The 18,665-nt window shown below is 68.8% G+C and carries 22 protein-coding genes and 1 pseudogene; 13 read left to right on the top strand and 10 right to left on the bottom strand.

The genetic code is table 11. From position 1 onward, the window contains the following. Positions 1-68: 68 nt before the first annotated feature. A complete protein-coding gene (locus tag SSPN_RS0105030; RefSeq protein ID WP_029534982.1) occupies positions 69-1,988 on the bottom strand; it encodes an acyl-CoA dehydrogenase family protein in 1,920 nt (639 codons plus the stop codon). Positions 1,989-2,024: 36 nt separating this feature from the next. Beyond that, complete coding sequence (locus SSPN_RS62480; protein WP_083821602.1) at positions 2,025-2,453, bottom strand: tripartite tricarboxylate transporter substrate-binding protein; 429 nt, start codon at positions 2,451-2,453, stop codon at positions 2,025-2,027. Positions 2,454-2,629: 176 nt separating this feature from the next. On the opposite strand from SSPN_RS62480, the gene SSPN_RS0105040 reads away from it, so the two are divergent. The 11 genes from SSPN_RS0105040 (at position 2,630) to SSPN_RS0105090 (ending at position 11,744) form a co-directional block, all read left to right on the top strand. Beyond that, complete coding sequence (locus SSPN_RS0105040; RefSeq protein ID WP_010692703.1) at positions 2,630-3,250, top strand: L-threonylcarbamoyladenylate synthase; 621 nt, start codon at positions 2,630-2,632, stop codon at positions 3,248-3,250. A 189-nt stretch (positions 3,251-3,439) separates the two neighbouring features. After that, on the top strand, positions 3,440-4,060 hold the full coding sequence (locus SSPN_RS0105045) for a VOC family protein (RefSeq protein WP_029534983.1): 621 nt from the start codon (positions 3,440-3,442) through the stop codon (positions 4,058-4,060). 40 nt (positions 4,061-4,100) lie between these two features. Continuing rightward, positions 4,101-5,129: a zinc-binding dehydrogenase gene (locus tag SSPN_RS0105050; protein WP_010692705.1), complete on the top strand. Its 1,029-nt coding sequence runs from the start codon at positions 4,101-4,103 to the stop codon at positions 5,127-5,129. After that, positions 5,129-5,542 (top strand): PaaI family thioesterase, encoded by a 414-nt coding sequence (locus tag SSPN_RS0105055; RefSeq protein ID WP_010692706.1) that lies wholly within the window; start codon positions 5,129-5,131, stop codon positions 5,540-5,542. The genes SSPN_RS0105050 and SSPN_RS0105055 overlap by 1 nt, the downstream gene beginning before the upstream one ends. A 10-nt stretch (positions 5,543-5,552) precedes the next feature. Next, positions 5,553-7,064 (top strand): class I adenylate-forming enzyme family protein, encoded by a 1,512-nt coding sequence (locus SSPN_RS0105060; RefSeq protein WP_010692707.1) that lies wholly within the window; start codon positions 5,553-5,555, stop codon positions 7,062-7,064. Beyond that, a complete protein-coding gene (locus tag SSPN_RS0105065; protein WP_010692708.1) occupies positions 7,061-7,780 on the top strand; it encodes a GntR family transcriptional regulator in 720 nt (239 codons plus the stop codon). The genes SSPN_RS0105060 and SSPN_RS0105065 overlap by 4 nt, the downstream gene beginning before the upstream one ends. Then, the gene (locus SSPN_RS0105070) at positions 7,777-8,598 is read left to right on the top strand and encodes an ABC transporter permease (protein ID WP_010692709.1); all 822 of its coding nucleotides are present in this window, start codon (positions 7,777-7,779) and stop codon (positions 8,596-8,598) included. The genes SSPN_RS0105065 and SSPN_RS0105070 overlap by 4 nt, the downstream gene beginning before the upstream one ends. Beyond that, positions 8,595-9,362 (top strand): ABC transporter permease, encoded by a 768-nt coding sequence (locus SSPN_RS0105075; protein ID WP_029534984.1) that lies wholly within the window; start codon positions 8,595-8,597, stop codon positions 9,360-9,362. The genes SSPN_RS0105070 and SSPN_RS0105075 overlap by 4 nt, the downstream gene beginning before the upstream one ends. 34 nt (positions 9,363-9,396) lie before the next feature. Beyond that, complete coding sequence (locus SSPN_RS0105080) at positions 9,397-10,185, top strand: ABC transporter ATP-binding protein (protein ID WP_010692711.1); 789 nt, start codon at positions 9,397-9,399, stop codon at positions 10,183-10,185. Positions 10,186-10,199: 14 nt separating this feature from the next. After that, on the top strand, positions 10,200-11,177 hold the full coding sequence (locus tag SSPN_RS42510; protein WP_044572585.1) for an ABC transporter substrate-binding protein: 978 nt from the start codon (positions 10,200-10,202) through the stop codon (positions 11,175-11,177). 363 nt (positions 11,178-11,540) lie between these two features. Beyond that, a complete protein-coding gene (locus tag SSPN_RS0105090; protein ID WP_010692713.1) occupies positions 11,541-11,744 on the top strand; it encodes a cold-shock protein in 204 nt (67 codons plus the stop codon). Positions 11,745-11,838: 94 nt separating this feature from the next. Here SSPN_RS0105090 and SSPN_RS56420 read toward each other — a convergent pair whose 3' ends face one another. The 5 genes and pseudogenes from SSPN_RS56420 to SSPN_RS0105115 all read right to left on the bottom strand — a co-directional run bounded on the left by SSPN_RS56420 (position 11,839) and on the right by SSPN_RS0105115 (position 16,310). Next, positions 11,839-11,991, bottom strand: a complete 153-nt coding sequence (locus tag SSPN_RS56420) for an MYXO-CTERM sorting domain-containing protein (RefSeq protein ID WP_010692714.1) — start codon at positions 11,989-11,991, stop codon at positions 11,839-11,841. A gap of 349 nt (positions 11,992-12,340) precedes the next feature. Beyond that, positions 12,341-12,890: pseudogene (locus SSPN_RS42515) on the bottom strand (heme-binding beta-barrel domain-containing protein). Between the two features lie 192 nt (positions 12,891-13,082). Next, positions 13,083-14,210 carry an ISL3 family transposase gene (locus tag SSPN_RS0105105; RefSeq protein WP_203218557.1) on the bottom strand — a complete coding sequence of 376 codons (1,128 nt, stop codon included), beginning with the start codon at positions 14,208-14,210 and terminating at the stop codon, positions 13,083-13,085. Between the two features lie 366 nt (positions 14,211-14,576). After that, complete coding sequence (locus SSPN_RS0105110) at positions 14,577-15,746, bottom strand: 4-hydroxybenzoate 3-monooxygenase (protein WP_010692717.1); 1,170 nt, start codon at positions 15,744-15,746, stop codon at positions 14,577-14,579. A gap of 285 nt (positions 15,747-16,031) precedes the next feature. Then, on the bottom strand, positions 16,032-16,310 hold the full coding sequence (locus SSPN_RS0105115) for a DUF6343 family protein (protein ID WP_010692718.1): 279 nt from the start codon (positions 16,308-16,310) through the stop codon (positions 16,032-16,034). 56 nt (positions 16,311-16,366) lie between these two features. Here SSPN_RS0105115 and SSPN_RS57520 point away from each other — a divergent pair, with 56 nt between their 5' ends. Both SSPN_RS57520 and SSPN_RS57525 read left to right on the top strand, forming a co-directional pair. Next, entirely contained in the window at positions 16,367-16,546 is a 180-nt protein-coding gene (locus SSPN_RS57520; RefSeq protein ID WP_010692719.1) for a hypothetical protein, read from the top strand. Further along, positions 16,536-16,697, top strand: a complete 162-nt coding sequence (locus SSPN_RS57525) for a hypothetical protein (RefSeq protein ID WP_010692720.1) — start codon at positions 16,536-16,538, stop codon at positions 16,695-16,697. Before SSPN_RS57520 ends, SSPN_RS57525 begins: the two co-directional genes overlap by 11 nt. On the opposite strand, the gene SSPN_RS42520 is transcribed toward SSPN_RS57525, so the two are convergent. From SSPN_RS42520 to SSPN_RS0105140, 3 genes are all read right to left on the bottom strand, one after another. Beyond that, entirely contained in the window at positions 16,685-17,248 is a 564-nt protein-coding gene (locus SSPN_RS42520) for a winged helix-turn-helix domain-containing protein (RefSeq protein ID WP_010692721.1), read from the bottom strand. The genes SSPN_RS57525 and SSPN_RS42520 overlap by 13 nt on opposite strands. Before the next feature lie 298 nt (positions 17,249-17,546). Next, on the bottom strand, positions 17,547-18,029 hold the full coding sequence (locus tag SSPN_RS0105135) for a DnaJ family domain-containing protein (protein WP_010692722.1): 483 nt from the start codon (positions 18,027-18,029) through the stop codon (positions 17,547-17,549). A gap of 40 nt (positions 18,030-18,069) precedes the next feature. Beyond that, the gene (locus SSPN_RS0105140; RefSeq protein WP_010692723.1) at positions 18,070-18,582 is read right to left on the bottom strand and encodes a mycothiol transferase; all 513 of its coding nucleotides are present in this window, start codon (positions 18,580-18,582) and stop codon (positions 18,070-18,072) included. Positions 18,583-18,665 lie beyond the last annotated feature (83 nt).

The raw sequence follows: 18,665 nt of genomic DNA on the forward strand, positions 1-18,665 counted from the left end.
TTCGTGGTCAATAGGCGCGTTCGTGCGGCAGGCGGTGCGGTTCCCGGAAATCGGTCCACAGTGGATTTTCAAATGCGCGGCACGGTCCGGCGGACGTTATCGTGCTGTGACGGTCCCGGTGTTGATTCCGCGATCCACGGGCCGTCCGAAGAGGCGTCCAGGATGCCCTCCTCCAGCCACGAGTAGCGGCCGTCCAGCACCTTCCGCGCGAGGCCCCGGTCGGCGGCGTCGGTGTTGTGCCAGAGCTGCCGGAACAGCGTCTCGACGCGGCGGCGAGCCTGGCGGCAGAACGCGTCGGCCAGCTCCACCGCCGACGGGTCCTGGCCTGCCGAGCGGGCATGGACGCAGCTGGCGCTCATCGCGTAGAGCTCCGCGCCGATGTCGACGATGCGGCCGAGGAACAGCTGCCGGTGCTCCAGCTTGCCCTGCCAGCGCGACATCCCGTAGAAGGTCTGGCGCGCGATCCGCCGGCTGGCCCGCTCCACGAACCGCAGGTGCTCGGCCAGCGGCCCGTATTCGCCAAAACCGCCCGGCAGCTGCCCCTTGCCAGCCACCAGCGTCGGCAGCCAACGAGCGTAGAAGCCACCGGCGCGGGCGGCCGCGCGCGCCTTGCGGGAGAGGTCTGCCTTCGGGTCGATGATGTCGCCCGCCACCGACAGGTGGGCGTCGACCGCTTCGCGGGCGATCAGCAGCTTCATGATCTCGCTGGAGCCCTCGAAGATCCGGTTGATCCGCAGGTCGCGCAGGAGCTGCTCGGCGGGCACCCCGCGCTCGCCCCGCGCGGCCAGCGAGTCGGCCGTCTCGTAGCCGCGCCCGCCGCGGATCTGCACCAGTTCGTCGACGACCAGCCAGGACATTTCCGAGGCGTAGAGCTTGGCCAGGGCCGCTTCGATGCGGATATCGTGCCGGTCGGCGTCGGCCAGCCGGCCGGAGAGTTCGAGCACGGCCTCCAGGGCGAAAGCCGTGGCTGCGATGAAGGAGACCTTGTCGGAGATCGCTTCGTGCTCGCCGATCGGCCTACCCCACTGGACCCGCTGCGCCGACCACTCGCGGGCGATCAGCAGGCACCACTTCGCGGCGGCGGCGCACATCGCGGGCAGCGACAGGCGCCCGGTGTTCAGCGTGGTCAGCGCGATCTTCAGGCCATCGCCCTCGCGGCCGATCCGGTTCTCCGCGGGTACCACGACGTCGTGGAGCCGGGTCACGCCGTTCTCGATGCCGCGCAGCCCGAGGAACGAATTGCGGTTCTCCACGGTGATGCCGTCGGCGTCGCCTTCGACGACGAATGCCGTCACGCCCCCGCGATGCCCCTCAGAGCGCGGCACCCGCGCCATCACCACCAGCAGGTCGGCGAGCACGCCGTTGGTCGTCCAGAGCTTGACCCCGTTGAGCGTGTAGCTCCGGCCGTCCGCGCTGGGCACCGCGCTGGTGGCCAGTCGCGCCGGATCGCTGCCCACGTCGGGCTCGGTGAGCAGGAACGCGGTGATCTCGCGGACGCAGCGCGGCAGGAACTGCCGCTTCTGCTCGGCGGTGCCGAACATCTTCACCGGCTGCGGCACGCCGATGGACTGGTGCGCGGACAGCAGCGCGCCGATCGACGGGTTGGCCGTGGCGACGAGCATTAGCGCCCGGTGGTAGTAGACCGCCGGCAGTCCCAGGCCCCCGTACTCCGCGGGAATCTTGATGCCGAAGGCGCCGATGTCCTTCAGGCCGTTGATGACCTCGTCTGGGATCCGGGCGTCCCGTTCGATCTGGCGTCCGTCGACCTCCGCCTCGCAGAACTCCCGCAACCGTTCGAGGAACGCCGCACCCTCGGGTGAGCTCTGGCCCTCGGGCATCGGGTCGATCAGGTCGAGCCGCAGCCTGCCGAGGAACAGCTCCTTGCCGAAGCTTGGCCGGTCCCAGCGGGATTCGCGGGCCTCCTCGGCCACTTGCCGGGCCTGCGCGGCGTCGACCCGAACCTCGCGACTTCTGTCCACTGTGGTCATCGATGCCCCCAACGGTTCGAGTCTTGGTGATGTCGGTCACATAACGATACTACTGATCGGTAACCGGCAACACTCGACGGCTGGGTGGCTGCCCCGCGCGTCAGCCGATCGGGCGGCGCGCAGCGCCGCTGGCATCGGCGACGCCCTGCGCGGAACCGTTAGCCGACCTCGGACGGCGGCATCTTCAAGCCGCTTGGTGATCTCCGGCGGCGTGCCGTCGGGCGCGATGAGGCCGTACGTCGAGGCGCTCAGCGTCAGCCCCGCGAAGCCGAGTTCGGTGAACGTCGGTGTGTCCGGCAGGTACGGCTGGCGCTGAGGCGCTGCGCGGAACCCACGGTGAGCGCCCGGAATTCGCCGGAGCGAATCCGCGACATCACCACGTCGCCGGAGGATCCGAAGAAAGCGCCGGAGTCGGCACCGGGCAGGGTCACGACGGCCTCGGCATCGCCGTTGAAGCGCGGGCATCCCGGCGAAGGCGCACGCACGAGTTCCGCTTACCCAGCCCGGATCCTGGCGAACTCGCCGCGAGCCTCTCTAGCCGGCCGTGGGCCGGCGAACCGCGTCGACGTCGTATTCCCGCTGGTCAATCGACTCCGCCATGCCGGTGGTCCCCGACTTGCGGGTGATCCTAAGCTCGGTGCATGGCGAAGTACTTCGACGTGCATCCGGAGAACCCGCAGCGGCGCGCGATCAACCAGGTGGTGGACATCGTCCGCGACAACGGGCTCATCGCGTACCCGACGGACTCGTGCTTCGCGCTCGGTGCCCAGCTGGGCAACAAGGACGGCATAGAACGGATCCGGTCCATCCGGCACCTCGACGACCGCCACCACTTCACCCTGGTGTGCCAGAACTTCGCGCAGCTGGGGCAGTTCGTGATCATCAACAACGCGGTGTTCCGAGCGATCAAGGCGTCGACACCGGGCAGCTACACGTTCATCCTGCCCGCCACCAAAGAAGTGCCACGCAGGTTGATGCACCCGAAGAAGAAGACCGTGGGCGTGCGCATCCCGGACCACGTCGTCGTGCAGGCGCTGCTGGCCGAGCTCGGCGAGCCGATGCTGTCCAGCACGCTATTGCTGCCCGGCGAGGAGGAGCCGATGACCCAGGGCTGGCAGATCAAGGACGAGCTCGACCACGTCCTGGACGCCGTGATCGACTCCGGCGAATGCGGCACCGAGCCCACCACCGTCATCGACTTCTCCGGCCTCGAGCCGGAGATCATCCGCCGCGGCGCGGGTGACACCTCTCGCTTCGAGTAACGCCCCGAACACCGCGAGTACACGGCTCCCGCCATCTGGCGGGAGCCGTTTCTCATTGCTCTGACCAGTGGATTAGTTCGCATCCGACGTTGGCGACGTTCACATCGTGGAACGTATACATAAACCTTTGACGTGTACACATTCGCGATCGAGGATTGCAGCGACGAACCCGGAGCGGAGGACGGACCGATGGGCGAGCAGGAGACACCGGCGATCCCGCCGCGACTTGACCACGTGGTGATCGCGACCCCGACGCTGGACGAGACGGTCGCCGACTTCGCCGCCCGCACCGGCGTGCGGCCCGCCCCGGGCGGCGCGCACCCCGACCGCGGCACCCGCAACTACCTGGTCAGCCTCGGAGCCGACAGCTACCTGGAGATCATCGGCCCGGACCCGGACCGCACGGTCGGCGACGACGCCCTCACCTTCGGCCTGGCGGCCCTGCGCGAACCCCGCGTCGCGGCCTGGGCCGTGCACCCCGCCGACATATACGCCGCCGCGGCGCACATCGGCCCCGTCGGCCCCGGGCAACGCCGCACGACCTCGGGCGAGCTGCTCGAATGGCGCCTCACCGAGCCGAACGGGCTGCCGGACGGCGTCGTCCCCTTCCTCATCGACTGGGGCACCACGACCTCGCCAGCCGTCGGCCTGCCGGCGGTGGAGCTGGTGTCGTTCACCGGCAGCTACCCGGACCCCGGTGCGGTGCGCCCGGTGTTGCGGGCGATCGGGACCTCGCTGCGGCTGGACACCGGTCCCGCCGGGCTCGCCCTCACCGTCTCCGGCGAGCACGGGCTCGTCGAATTCCGCTGAACAGCCATGAAAACCGAACACGGACGGGGAAGCACCACCGATGACCGACACGATGCGCGCACTGGTCCTGGAAGGCCACGGCGACCTCGACCGGCTCCGCCTGCGCGACGACTACCCGAAGCCCACCGCCACCCCCGGCCACGTCGTGATCAAGGTGCGGGCGACGTCGTTCAACTACCACGACATCTTCACCACCCGCGGCATGCCGGGCATCAAGATCCCGTTCCCGGTGGTAATCGGCCTGGACCTGGCGGGTGACGTCGTCGAACTGGGCGAGGGCGTGACCGGCTGGTCGTTCGGGGACCGCGTGCTGGTGCACCCGATCCACCCGGAGCGGGGCCTGATGGGCGAGACGCTCGACGGCGGCCTCGCGCAGTACGCGCTGGTGTCGGCCGAGCAGCTGATCCCGCTGCCGAAGGAGGTCGAGTACGCCCAGGCTGCGGCGCTGCCGGTGGCCTACGGCACCGCGCACCGGATGATCGTCACGAAGGAGACCGTCAAGGCCGGTGACAAGGTGCTGATCCTCGGCGCCTCCGGCGGCGTCGGCACCGCCTCGGTGATCCTCTGCAAGAAGCTCGGCGCGCATGTGATCGCCGCCGTCGGCGACGACGACAAGGGCGAGAAACTCAAGGCGATCGGCGCGGACGAGGTAGTCAACTACAAGACCGAGAACTTCCTTGACTACGTCAAGAAGCACCACGGCAAGCCGCAGCGCCACAGCTACGACACCGGCGTCGACGTGGTGATCAACTACACCGGCGGGGACACCTGGGCGCCGACGCTGCGCTGCGTGAAGCTCGGCGGCAAGATCCTGGTCTGCGGCGCGACGGCGGGCTACGACCCGACCGAGGACCTGCGCTACATCTGGAGCTTCGAGATCCAGGTGATCGGCTCCAACGGCTTCACCGGCGACGACTTCCGCGCGCTGCTGGCCGGCGTCGCGGTCGGCGACTACGAGCCGCTGATCGACCAGGTGCTGCCGCTGTCGCGGGCCCGCGAGGGCCTGGCCCGGCTGGAGGACCGCAAGTTCATCGGCAAGATCGTCGTCGACCCGTGGGGCGACGAGTGATGGCCGGGCTGACCGCTTCCGACGTCGAAGAACTGCTGCGGGCCGCCCCCTACCACCGGTGGCTGGACCTGCGGGTCGTCGAGCTGACCAAGGACCGCATCGAGCTGACCGCGAGCTGGCGCGAGGAGTGGATCGGCAACCCCGAAAGTCGCGCCACGCACGGCGGAATCCTGGCATCGCTGCTGGATCTCGCCGCCGACTGGGCGCTGACCGGCACCACCGGCCGCGGAGTGCCCACAGTGGACCTGACCGTCAACTACCTGCGCGCGGCGCTGCCCGGCGACCTGCGGGTGATCGGCCGGCTGATCCGGCCCGGCCGGCAGGTTTCGGTGGCCGAGGCCGAGGTGCTCGACCAGGACGGCAAGACCGTCGCCATCGGCAGGGGCACGTTCCTGTCCGCCGTGGCGCAGTGAGGACAGGAACATGAGCAACTCCGAACACCGCAACCAGGGCGACGTCGTCACCGGCGACCGCCCGGACTCGCTGGCCATCATCGCGGTGACCGACAGCGGTGCCCACCAGGTGACCTACCGCGAGTTCGACGCAGCCGTCGACGCGGTCGCCGCCTGGACGTCGGGGCAGGACCTGAGCCGGGGCGACGCGGTGGGCATCGTCGGCGAGAACACCCCGGAGTGGCTGGTGGCGTTCTACGCGCTGCAACGCGCCGGGCTGGTGCCGGTTCCAATCAGCTACAAACTGCCCCGGGACGGTGTGGCGTACGTGCTGGAGAACGCCGGTGCGCAGGCCGTTTTCGCGGACGCGCGCGGCGGCGAACTCGTCGCGGGCACCGGTGTCGAGGTGTGGGACCTCGACGGCCTGATCGAGCGGACGCCCCGCATCGACGGGAAGTTCGCCTCGGTCGTGCCCGATCCCGGAGACCCGGCGATGATCCTCTACACGTCCGGGTCCACCGGTCGCCCGAAGGGCGTCGTGCTCTCCCAGCGCAGCCACCTGTGGGTGCTGGGCCTGCGGGCGAGCACCCCCGGTCCCACCGATGCCCGCTACCTGGTGGCCGCGCCGCTGTACCACATGAATGCCCTGGCCAACTGCCAGCAGGCGTTCGGCGTCGGCGCGACCGTGGTGCTGCTGCCCAAGTTCTCCGCGCGGCAGTTCCTCCAGGCGGTGGGGGAGCACCGGGTGACCCGGGTGACCGGCGTGCCGCCGATGTTCGCGCTGCTGCTCCGCGAGGACGACCTCGTGGCCACTGTGGACACCAGCAGCGTCATCGACGTGTTCATGGGATCCGCGCCCGCCTCGCAGGCGCTTTTCCACGACGTGCGAGCCCTGTTCCCGCGTGCGGAGCTGCACTTCGGCTACGGGACGACGGAATCCGGCCCTGTTGCGTTCACCGACCACCCGGACGGCCTGCCCACCCCGGACGGCTCGGTCGGCGTGGCCGATCCCAACGTCGAGCTGCGGCTGGTGGATTCGACCGGCACGGCCGTCGCTGGCGAGGGCGTGCTGGAGATCCGCTGCCCGGCGCTGATGACCGGCTACCACCGGCGGCCCGACCTGGCCAGCCCGGTGACCGCGGACGGCTTCTACCATACGAAGGACGTCTTCCGCATCGACGGCAACGGGTTCTACTTCTTCACCGGCCGCGAGGACGACATGTTCACCAGCGGCGGCGAGAACGTCTACCCGGCGGCGGTGGAGGAGATCCTCGAATCGCACGCCGCCGTCCGCCAAGCCGCGGTGATCGGGGTGCCGGACGAGATCAAGGGCCGCAAACCCGTCGCGTTCGTCAGCCTCCGCCCAGCGGCCCAGGCCAGCCCCGACGAACTGCGCAAACACGTGCTGGAAAACGCCGAACCGTACGCGCACCCGCGCCAGGTCTGGATCGTCGACGAGCTCCCGCTGTCGTCGACCAACAAGATCGACCGCAACGCGCTGACCAGTCGCGCGGCCGAACTGCTCGGGGAAGGGGCGACATGAGCACCGCTGACGCTGCCGCCGAACAGTACGCCAACCTCCGCAGGCTGATCCTGGAGCAGCAGCTCAAACCGGGCACGCTGCTGCTGGAAACCGCGCTGGCGGCCCGCTTCGGCGTGTCCCGCACACCGGTCCGGGAGGCGCTGGCGCGGCTGGCGCAGGAAGGCCTGATCACCAAGCAGAAGCGCGGCTACGTCGTGGACGAGCTTAGCCCGGAGGAGATCATCGAGGTCTTCGACGTCCGGATCCTGCTCGAGTGCACCGCCGTGGAGAAGGCAGCCACCGACTGCGACGACTTCCGGCTGGCCCACCTCGAGCAGCTCACCGAGCAGCTCGACGAGCTGATTGCGACGCTGAGCACCGCGATCGACAACGGCGACACCGACAAGCAGACCGCCATCGGCGACGAGATCCTCGCCGCGAACGTGCGCTGGCACGAGGCGCTGCGCGCCGGCAGCCGCAACCGGACGCTGATCCGGATGATCAACCAGCTGATGGACGTGCAGAAGATCTACAACCCGCTGATGAAGGTGCACGACTTGGCGGAGATCTCGAAAGGCCAGCAGCAGCACCACGAACTGGTAGCCGCGCTGCGCGACCGCGACCCGGCCCGGGCACGCGAGATCATGGCCGACCACCTCACCAGGGTGCGGCAGATCCGGGTGGCCGAGTTCGCCCGCAGCCTGCACGCGACCGAACGGCGCGGGGGATCGTCATGACCGCCGTGCACGCCGCCCGAACCGCCCGGCCGGGCTGGCAGCTGGCCGCGGGCACCGTCGTGATCCTGCTGGTGCTGGAGGAGGTCCTCACACGCACCGGGGTGCTCCCGGCGGACTACTTCCCGCCGGTCAGCCAGATCGGGGCGGCGCTGCTGCCGGAGCTGGCCGGGGCGCAGCTGTGGACCCAAGTGGGCCAGACGCTGCAGGGCTGGTTCGTGGCGCTGCTGCTGGCGACCGCGCTCGCCGTGCCGCTCGGGTTGCTGCTGGGCACGGTGTGGTGGGTGCGCGGGCTGACCCGACCGATCGTGGAGTTCCTCCGCCCCGTCCCGTCGGTGGCGCTGATCCCGCTGGTGGTGCTCGCGCTGGGCACGGGCAAGCAGAGCGAGCTGTTCCTGGCGACCTTCGCCGCGTTCTGGCAGCTGCTGGTCGCCACCACGGCGGGCGCGGGAGCGGTTGACCGGGTCACCGCGGAAACCGCCCGCTGCTACGGGCTGACCAGAGTGCAAACGCTGCGCTGGGTGGCGCTGCCCTCGGCGCTGCCGTACCTGATGACCGGCATCCGGGTCGCCTCGGCGACCTCGCTGATCCTGGTCGTCACGACGGAGATCCTCATCGGCGTCCCGGGCCTGGGCGCGCAGATCAGCCTCACCCGGGCCGGCGGCTCGCCCGACCTGATGTACGCCTACATCATCGTCACCGGGCTGCTCGGCTGGCTGATCAACATCGGGCTGACCGCGGGGGAGCGGCGGCTGCTGCACTGGGACGCGGCGAACCGGGACGATGCGAACCGGGATGCGGCGAATCGGGGCTCGCGATGAACCGACGAACCCTGTCCGCATTGCTCGGCGTGGTCGGTGCCGTCGCCACCGTGGCGATCTGGTGGCTGGCAACCGAGAACTCCACCAGCGTCTACTTCCCGCCGCTGAGCCGGATCCTCGAAACCGCCTGGGAACACTGGCTGTCCGCCGAAGGACGGGCCGACATCGCCGCCAGCATCGGCAACCTGCTCAGCGGGCTCGCGATCGGCGTCGTGCTGGGCATCGTGGTCGGCGTGGCGCTCGGCCAGGTCCCGCTGCTGCACCGGGCGCTGTCGCCGAGCATCGAGTTCGTCCGCGCCATCCCGGCCACCGCGCTGCTGCCGTTCGCGATGATGCTGTTCGGGCTGGGCACCGAGATGAAGGTGTTCCTGATCGCGCTGGGCTGCGTGTGGCCGGTGCTGCTCAACGCGCTGGACGGCACGCGTTCGCTGGAGCCCACGCTGCGCGACACCGCCAGCGTCTACGGCATCACCGGCGTGCGCAGGCAGCTGAACATCGTGCTGCCCTCGGCCGCCCCGCGCATCGCCAGCGGCATCCGGGTCGCCATCCCGCTGAGCCTGATCCTGACGGTCACCAGCGAGATGGTCGGCAGCCACCAGGGCATCGGGTTCGTCATCGTCGACGCGCAGAACACCTTCCGGATCACCGACATGTGGTCCGGGGTGCTGCTGCTCGGGGTGCTCGGCTTCGCCCTGACCTGGCTGTTCGGTCTGGCCGAGAAACTGCTCCTGCCCTGGGAGAAACGCGCGGAGCGGGCGCTATGAGCAACGCTGCACTTCGGACACCGGTGAGGACGACATGCTCGAAGTAACCAACATTGCCAAGGAATTCCCCACCCGCACCGGAACCGCGCGGGTCGTCGACGACGTCAGCTTCACCGTCGGCGAGCGGGAGTTCTTCACCATCGTCGGCCCATCCGGCGCGGGCAAGACGACCGTGCTGCGCTGCCTCACCGGGCTGGCCAAGCCCACCGAAGGCAGCGTGCGCTTCAACGGCAAGGAGGTCACCGGTCCGCCACCGGAGTTCGCGGTGGTGTTCCAGGACTACGCGCGCTCGCTGATGGCGTGGTTCACGGTGCGGCGCAACGTCGAACTGCCGCTGCGCAACCTCGGGCTGTCCGCCGCCGAACGGCGCCAGCGCGTCGACACCGCGCTGGCGCAGGTCGGCCTCGCCGAGGCGGGGTCGAAGTACCCGTGGCAGCTCTCCGGGGGCATGCAGCAGCGGGTGGCGATCGCCCGCGCGATCGCCTACCGGCCGCAGGTGCTGATCATGGACGAGCCGTTCGCCTCGGTCGACGCGCAGACTCGCGCCGACCTCGAAGACCTGCTGCTGCGGGTGCGCGACGAAACCGACCTGGCGCTGGTGTTCGTCACCCACGACGTGGACGAGGCGGTCTACCTCAGCGACCGGGTGGCGATCTTGAGCCGTTCCCCCAGCCGCATCGACGAGATCGTGCCGATCGACCTGCCCGCCGAACGGGACCAGATCGGCACCAAGGAGCTACCGGAGTTCGCCCGCCTGCGGGCGCACGTGTTCAGCCGGATCAGGGTGATGGTCAACAGCACCGAGCCCGCGTCCGCGCACTAGGTTGGAGAGGAAACATGCGGGGAATTCCAAGGATCTTGGCGGCGCTGGTCGCGTTGTTCGCGGTGACTGCGCTGGCCGCTTGCGGCGGGCCGGAACTCACCAAGTCCGCCGACGGCCGCACCGCGCTGCGCGTCGGCATCATCCCGACGATCGACGCCGCACCGCTGTACCTGGGCGTGAGCGAAGGCATCTTCGCCAAGCACGGGCTCGACGTGTCGGTGCACGTCGCCGACAGCGGTGCCGCGCTGATCCCGGCGGCGATCAAGCAGGAGAACCAGATCGGCTACGCCAACGTGATCAGCGACTTCCAGGCCGCCGAGCAGGGGCTGGACATCAAGCTGATCCACAACTGCTGCGGCACCGGCTCGGACCCGGCCAAGGACGTCTCGCGGGTGCTGGTCAAGCCGGACGGCCCGATCCGCTCGGTCGACGACCTGGCCCACGCCAACCTCGCGGTCAACTCGCTGCACAACATCGGCGAGGTGAGCATCAAAATGGCGCTGGAGAAGCGCGGCGTGGACGTCTCCGGCATCCGGTTCACCCCGATGCCGTACTCGGACATGAACGACGCGCTCAAGCGCGGTGACGTGGACGCCATCTGGCAGGTCGAGCCGAACGTGCAGGCCGCCCTCGCCGCCGGGTTCACCCCGCTGATCTCCAACTTCGTCGAGGCCCGCCCCGAGGCGACGCTGGGCTACTACCTCACCAGCGGCGCGTTCGCGAAGCAGAACCCGGAGGTCGTCAAGGCATTCTCGGACGCCCTGGACGAGGCGAACCGGTTCGCCACCGAGCACCCCGACAAGGCGCGCGAAGCGGTCGTGACGAACCTGAAGTTCAACCCGGAGATCGTGTCGACCGCGAACCTGCCGACCTACCCGCAGGGCCTCGACCGCGCCAGCGCCCAAGAGTACGCGACCTACGCGGTCAGGTTCGGAGCCGTCGAGAAGGCCCCGAACCTGGACGAGCTCTTCTGGTCCGGGCCCGGCAACTGACCGCCGGATTCACCAGTTCAAGGGCACCTTCGAGCGATAGATTCGCCCGGCGGTGCCCTTGCTCTTTCTCCTGAGCCCATCGCGAAACGTCGGAACCGGCGAGTGGTCCCGGCGGCCGTTGGCGAAGTTCGCTCGATCGTGCGACACACAGGGCAAACCAACACGACATGATCGCTGCCGAGCGTGTAGTGTCTACGACGGTCGTATTTTTCTGGGGTCGTGTTCGCGCGCACTCGCAGGATGGTGATGCGAGCGTGCTGCTATCTGGTTGTAGCTGGAGAAGTCGCCGTTCGAGATCCGCGACCCAGGCGGTCACGCAGTGTGAGTGCCTGTAGTAGTACCGGCTCCCAGAAGGAGAGAGACATGGCACAGGGAACCGTGAAGTGGTTCAACTCGGAAAAGGGCTTCGGCTTCATCGCGCCTGACGACGGTGGCGCGGACGTCTTCGTCCACTACTCGGCGATCGACGCTCGCGGTTTCCGCAGCCTCGACGAGGACCAGAAGGTCACCTACGAGGTCACCCAGGGCCCGAAGGGCCCGCAGGCCAGCGACGTCCGAATCGTCTGAGTTTCGGGTTGTCCGGCCGGTACCGGGATCCCGGGCCGGCCCCTAAGCTCGCGAAGGCCCCGCACCCCACCAGGTGCGGGGCCTTCGCCCGTGTTCAGGCGTGTCGGCGGCGAAGCAGGCCGACCAGTGAGGCGGCGAGCAGCGCGACCGCGATCATCGACGAGTTCAGCGGTTGCAGGATCGTGCCGAGGGCGATCGGGGTGATGAACTTGCCCGGTAACTCCGGCTTGAGGTCCGTCGATCGCAACAGATCTTCAGCGCTGCTGTCTTTTTTAGAGGGGATTCGTGCGTCGTTCGAGGCATCGGTCCGATCCCGCGTAGAAGCCGGTGTCAGGAGTCGGCGAGCCGGTCCAGCAGCCTGGCCGCGAGCGCCAGCAGCTCCCGTTCGACGTCGGTCAGCCCGGTCATCGCCTATGTCAACCACGCCTCGCGCTTGCCCCGGTCCTGCAGAGCCCTGCGGCGGCCCGCCTCCGTGATCCGGATGATGGCGGTCCGGCGGTCGGCCGGGTCGAGGTCGCGCTCGGCCAGCAGAGCTGTATTTATCGGAGGTGTCTTTCCGCCACGTGGGGAACTCGAGCCCCGGGGTGACGATCAGATCAGCTGCGGTGCAACCGGGCGGTGACGTGCGGGGTCATGGGCAGGCCGACCATTGCGCGGCTCTCGGCGTAGTGGAGGGTGCCGTCGTCGTCGAGCGCGTAGCTGCGCGCCGCGGCCTCGACGTCCTTCGCGGTTGCGGCGCGGACCACGGTGTCGGTTGACAGGTCCCAGCGCTGCGGGTACGCCGCGCCGTAGAACAGCTCCAGGATTCCGGTGCAGTGGCTGATCAGCAGTTCCAGGCGTCCGTCGGGCTGCGGACGCCACCAGCCGGTTTCCCACGCCGCCGGGCGAAGGACGTCGCCCTCGGCGTCGAGCAGCCAGGCCCGCGCCTCGTGGCGCAGGAACGGCCGCCCGTCGTGGGAGATCGCGACCTGCTGCCCGAACCGGTACGGACCCTCGATGCTCGGGTAGTCGACCTCGCCGCCCCCGCGCCACACGCCGACCAACGCCCGCAGCGGGGCACAAGCGTCGTTGTAGCGGCGGCCCGTAGCACAGGTCAGTGGTCTCGGCCGGAATGGGAAGCTGAGCGCGCTCACTGGAAGAACCCATGCGGGCAGGGTAGAGGTTCCGTTGCGGATTCCTCCGCGCTCGGATCGATCTCCTCGTCGGGCAAGCGGTCAGGGACATCGCTGCCCCGAATCGGAGCCGCGTTGCAGCCTGGCGTGGAGGCCGTCCAGGTTGCGCGCCAGGGCGTGTTCGAAAACGCCGTCGATGTCTTCGAACGAACTGACGTCCCTCTCCTCACCTTTCTGTGGGTAGTGTGATGGTGATTCCGCTGAGGCAGAGGTAGATCATTGTGGACAGTGATTCGGGGCTATGTCCGTAGCCGCGGCGCTGGATGACGCGGATTTTGCTGTTGATGCCTTCCAGCAAGGAGTTCGAGAGACCGAGTTCGATGGCGGCGATGATGGCGTCGAAGTGGTTTCGGATGCGCTGGACCAGGTTTCGCATGGAAGGGATGCGGCTGCGGAGCGCTCGAGTACACCAGGATTTCAGGTAGGTGCGGGCCTCGTCGGGGTCGATGACGCGGTAGACGTCGCGGAATTCTTCTTTGAGTTCCCAGGCACGCCAGAGCCGGTAGCGTGTCCGGCGTAGCTGGTTGATGATGTCGCGTTGTTTGTCGGTGAGGTTCTCCGCACCTTTACGCAGGGCGGCGCGGGTGGATCGCCATTGGGCGCTGGGGATGAGTGCTTCAGCCGCCTGCGCGGTACGGGCACGGTCAACGGCCTCGTTGACCCATTTGATGACATGGAAAGGATCCATGCAGATCTCTGCTTGCGGGGCCCGGCCCTCGGCGACCGGCCGGTAGATGCCGCTACCGTCCATGGTGATGGCCTCCACCTGCTCGCTGCGTTCGTCGCCGAGGGTGTCGAAGAATTTCTCGAAGGCTTCCTTATCCCGTCCTTCTTGGACCCAGATGACCTTCCGGGTGTCGTGGTCAGCGACGACGGTCAGATACTTGTGGCCGCGCTTGTAGGAGATCTCGTCCACACCGATGCGGTAGACATCCTCCAACCGCGCGTCATCGACATGCTCGACCACAACCCGGCCGACGATGCGATCGACAGCTTCCCAGGAACACCGCATCAGCCGGGACACGCTGGTCTTGTCCATACGCTGGGCCGGCCAGGCGATCACATCCTCAAAATCACGGGAGTGCCGGGCACCGGGCCTGGCCCACGGGAGTTCCTCGGTACGCACCCGCCCGCAGCCCCGGCAGTCGATGCGGTGGATATCGGCTTCCAGCCATACCTGGCAGGCACCGAAGTCCAGATGCCGCCACCGGCGGCGGGAGGTGTCGTAGCGGCCGCGCTGCTTACGGCCGCACGGGCAGACCAGCAGCCGACGGCGCCGCCGCAGCCCCAGCACGACTCCCTGATCTGTGAACGACACCGACTCCACAGACGCCCCTGGCAAGGCCAGAACCCGGTTGAATACAGTAGTAACGCGCACGTGAGCCCTTCGGGTACGGATGGTATAGGCAACCTCCGAACCTAGCCGCTCACGTGCGCCCTAATTCCCGCAGGTCGCACCCGCACATTCCGTTACCAAGCAATGATAATCCGTCTGCTCCTCGCCGACTTACACCCACGGAAAGCCGAGGAGAGGGACTGACGTTCGGCCCCGGCCTGCGGGCTGGTTGACCCGGTCGGCTGACGGCGCGGCGCTCACCGCTCGTCCGGGAAACGCAACTGGCCCGGGCTTTTGGGACCGGGAACGGTTCGTCGTCCGGGGTCAGTCGAACGGGGTGCCGACGTAGTTCTCGGCGAGCAGCGTGCGCCCGGCGCGGGAGCGGGTGACCGTGTCGAGCTCCGCGATCTGCCGGTTCAGGTCGAAGCCGCTGGCCTCCGGCATGCGGTGCAGCATCGACGTCATCCACCACGAGAAGTGCTGCGCCCGCCAGACCCGGGGTAGTGCGGTGTCGGTGTAGGCGTCGAGCGCGGTGCGGACGCCAGCGGCGAAGAAGCGGGTCATGGCGCGGGAGAGCACGTGCACGTCGGCGATGGCCAGGTTCATTCCCTTCGCACCGGTAGGCGGCACGGTGTGCGCGGCGTCGCCGGCCAGGAACAGGCGACCGTGCTGCATCGGCTCGCAGACGAAGCTGCGGAACGGCAGCACCGACTTGGAGAAAATCGGGCCCTCCTTGATCTCCGCGCCGTCGACCCGGGTGCGCAGCTCCTGCCAGATCCGGTCGTCGGACCAGTCGTGGACGTTGTCGTTCGGCTCGACCTGCAGGTAGTGCCGCTGCACGGTCGCGGATCGGGTGCTGATCAGCGCGAAGCCGTTGCGGTGGTGCGCGTAGATCAGTTCGTCGGAGGACCGCGGCGCCTCGGCGAGGATGCCGAACCAGGCGAACGGGTACTGGCGGAAGTGGTCCTGCCGGGGTTCGGGGGACGGGATGAGGTAGCGGGTCATGGTCCGCGAACCGTCGCAACCGGCGACCAGCCCGCAGGTCAGCTCCTGCTCGACGCCGTCCTGGGTGAAGCCGATAGTGGGCGCGTCGCCGGTGATGCCCTTCACCTGCACGCCGGAGACGCCGAAGCGGATGTCGCCGCCGTCGGCGAGCCGCTTGGCGATCAGGTCCTTGAGGACCTCGTGCTGCGGGTAGATAGTGACACCGCGGCCGCCGGTGAGGTCGGTGAAGTCGATGCGGTGGCCACGGCCGCAGAAGCGCAGCTCGATGCCTTCGTGCACCATGCCCAGCTGCCGGACGCGGTCGCCGACGCCGGTCTCGGTCATCAGGTCCACCGAGCTCTGCTCCAGCACGCCCGCGCGGATGGTGCCCTCGATCTCCTCGCGGCTGCGGGTGTCGATGACGACGGAGTCGACGCCGTGCTGGTGCAGCAGGTGCGAGAGCATCAGCCCCGCGGGTCCCGCCCCGACGATCCCGACCTGGATCTGCATTAGCCGTTTCCTTTCTCCACGCCCCTGCCGAAGGCGGTGCACCCAGATGTGACCGCCGCCGCAGGTCGAACCCAACCATCGATTGGAAAGCCGTGGAGAAGGAACGCCCCTTTCCGTTCACCGGAAACCCCGTCGCTGAACAGGGTGTTTCAGCGCGTAGCGGCAGGACCGGTCGAACCGCGCACGACGAGCTGGGTGGGCAGCCGATGCTTGCGCGGCAGGTGCCGTTCGCCTACCGGAAGACCAGGGCGCGCAAATGCTTGCCAACACCCTTGCCGAAACGGATCAGCCGGGTTCACCGCGGCTCTTGCGGTGGGCGACCCAGCCGAAGTCGACGAGGGCGGTCACGGCCAGCACGATCAGCGCCCAGCCCAGCCAGGCCAGTTCCGGCACGAACAGGAACACCAGCACGGCCGCACCAGTGCAGAACACCACGCCGAATCCGGCCAGCCAGAGCCGCAGGGTCAGGGCGCTGCGCGCGTAGGGCGCTCCGGCGAAGCCAGCCATCGGGTCGTGGTAGCCGGGCAGCCCTCGCTCGTAGTCCTCGCGCTTGCGCTTCGGCACGCCTCCCGGCTACCCGCTTCCCCGGCGACCCGAACCGCTACCCGGTTCGCGACGACGTGGTCGAGTACCTGCGCGCCCGCTCCTCGGTCTTCGAGATCCGCACCGGACAGCAGGTGGTCGTGGTGGGCGCGGGCAATTTGGTGGTGCAGATCGCTGTGGAGCTTGCCGCACGCGCGCGTCAGCCTGGCCACCCGAAAGCCGGTGCGGTACGCCACGAACGAGCCGGTGCCCGGTGACTCCCGGTTCTGGTCGGTGCTGGCGACGTTCGGACGGATCCCGCTGGGCCCGCGGTTCCGGCCCGGCAGCATCCCGGTGCTCGACAACGGCGGCCACCGCGCGGCAATCGAAAGCGTCGCCCGGAAGCTGTCGCGGGCTCAGGACGCGTAGGGGTCGGGCTCGATGTGGACGTCCGTGGTGCGATCCATCCGGTAGCCGACCCCGCGAACCGTGGTGATCAGGTCCAGGTCCGGCCCGAGTTTGCTGCGGATTCGCCGGACGTGCACGTCCACCGTGCGGGTGCTCGGCGTGCTGTTCAGGTGCCAGACGGCGTTGAGCAGCGAGCCCCGCCGGTGCACCCGCCCCGGGTTCTCGCACAAGAACAGCAGCAGGTCGAACTCCAGCCGCGTGAAGTCGATGTTCGTCCCGTCGGCCCGCACCACCCGGCGCGGGGCGACCAGGATGCGCAGGGCGGCCTCCGTCGGAGCGGGCAGCGACCGCAACCGCGGCGCCTCCGGCCTGGCCTGGATCTCCACAGTGGACTGGTCGGGGACGTCCGCCAAGGAGCGCAGTTTCCGGGCGAAATCGCGTTCCAGCGTGGCGAGATCTCGTTGCGGGACGACGAACCGGGCGGTCACCTCGATCACCGCACCGTCCTCCAGCGGACGCGCCTCCGGGGACTCCGGACCCACCGGCTCCCGGAAAGCAGCTTCCAGCGTCATGGCACAGCTCTCCGTCTCATCGCGATGCCGGGGTCCACCGGCACCGATGCGAACAACAGCACCTCGGCGGCAGGTCACCGGCGAGGCGAGGGCAACCCGGCGGCATGCGGCTCGGACGAGCAGCGGGGCAACGCCGGGGCAGGGGAGATCAAGTGCGCGGACAAGCCGCGGAAGCGACCCACAACAGGTCGATGTGCGCGCGCTGCACGAGCAGCGGTCCAGGCGTCATGACATTGATCAAAGCACCGGCGACAACTTCCGTCAAAGCCGTTCAAAAGGTGGGAAACGGCTGGCCGGATCAGCGGCGGAAGCGTTGCCACCAAGGGGTTTTCCGCGGTGCGGGCTCGTTCGGTGCGGATGCTGGGCTCCGCTGCGGCTCGGGCCGGTCGGCGCGCCACCGGGCCACCACGTCGTCGACGTGCACCGGTCCGACGGCCACCTGCGGTCCGGTCGGTGCGCGGAGGTATTCGACGATGCGGCGGTTCAGGTCCGCTGCCACGTCGCGGACGGCCCGCTCGGTGGTCAGGTCGCGAACGGTTTCGGGCAGCCGCTCGACCTCCTTGCGTAGCTGCAGTGGAGTGGGCAGCAGGGCATCGCCGGACACCCCCTCACGGCGGATGTGCTCCTTGACCCACCACTGGTCGTCGAGCGGTGCGCCCGCACCGGGCAGCGGCTTGCCCGCGCCGGGCAGGTCGTCGAAGTCACCGCGATCCTGGGCGGTGCGGATCTGCTTCTCGATCCATGATTCGAACGTGACACCGGGTGGCTTGCGCTCGGTCATGACGCGATTGTCCGCCACCGCGCTGCCCCGGTGCCACCCGCTATCCGGTGCGTTCGACGATGCCGCGGATGAAGGCGGCCTGGCCGGCGTGCTGGAGGCCGTCGGCGATCACGCTGACCAGCCGCACACCGAGGGTGACCGGGGGAGTCCACCCGGCGTCCACGACCTCGGCCAGGCCGTCGTCGGTCAGCTCCGAGACGAAGGCGACCGTCTGCGCGTGGACGGCGTCGTGGTAGCCGGTCAGCAGCTCACCGGAGTCGACGCGCACCTCGCCGACCTCGTCGGGGTCGTGGCCGTAACCGATGTCCTCATGCGTGAACGGCAACCCGAAGCGCCCCAGCCAGTCCTGCGCGGTCCAGGCCTGCTCCGCCTCGGCGACGTCCGAGACGTGGTCGTCCTGCACCCGGGTGAGGTGCCACACCAGCCAGGCGATGGAGTTGGCCTCCGGATCGACCCGGTACGTCAGCTGGTCGGGAGCCAGGCCCGAGACGGTCTCGTGCACCACTTCGCGGATTCGGCTGAACGCATCGACGAGCACCTCGGCGCTGGACATTCGGCACGCTCCTGTCGGCGAGTCGGAACCGGTCTGCGCCACGGTACGACCGCCGCCGGGATCCGGCAGCAGATCCACAGTGG

The organism is Saccharopolyspora spinosa NRRL 18395, from assembly GCF_000194155.1.
In the GTDB taxonomy this organism is placed as follows: domain Bacteria; phylum Actinomycetota; class Actinomycetes; order Mycobacteriales; family Pseudonocardiaceae; genus Saccharopolyspora; species Saccharopolyspora spinosa.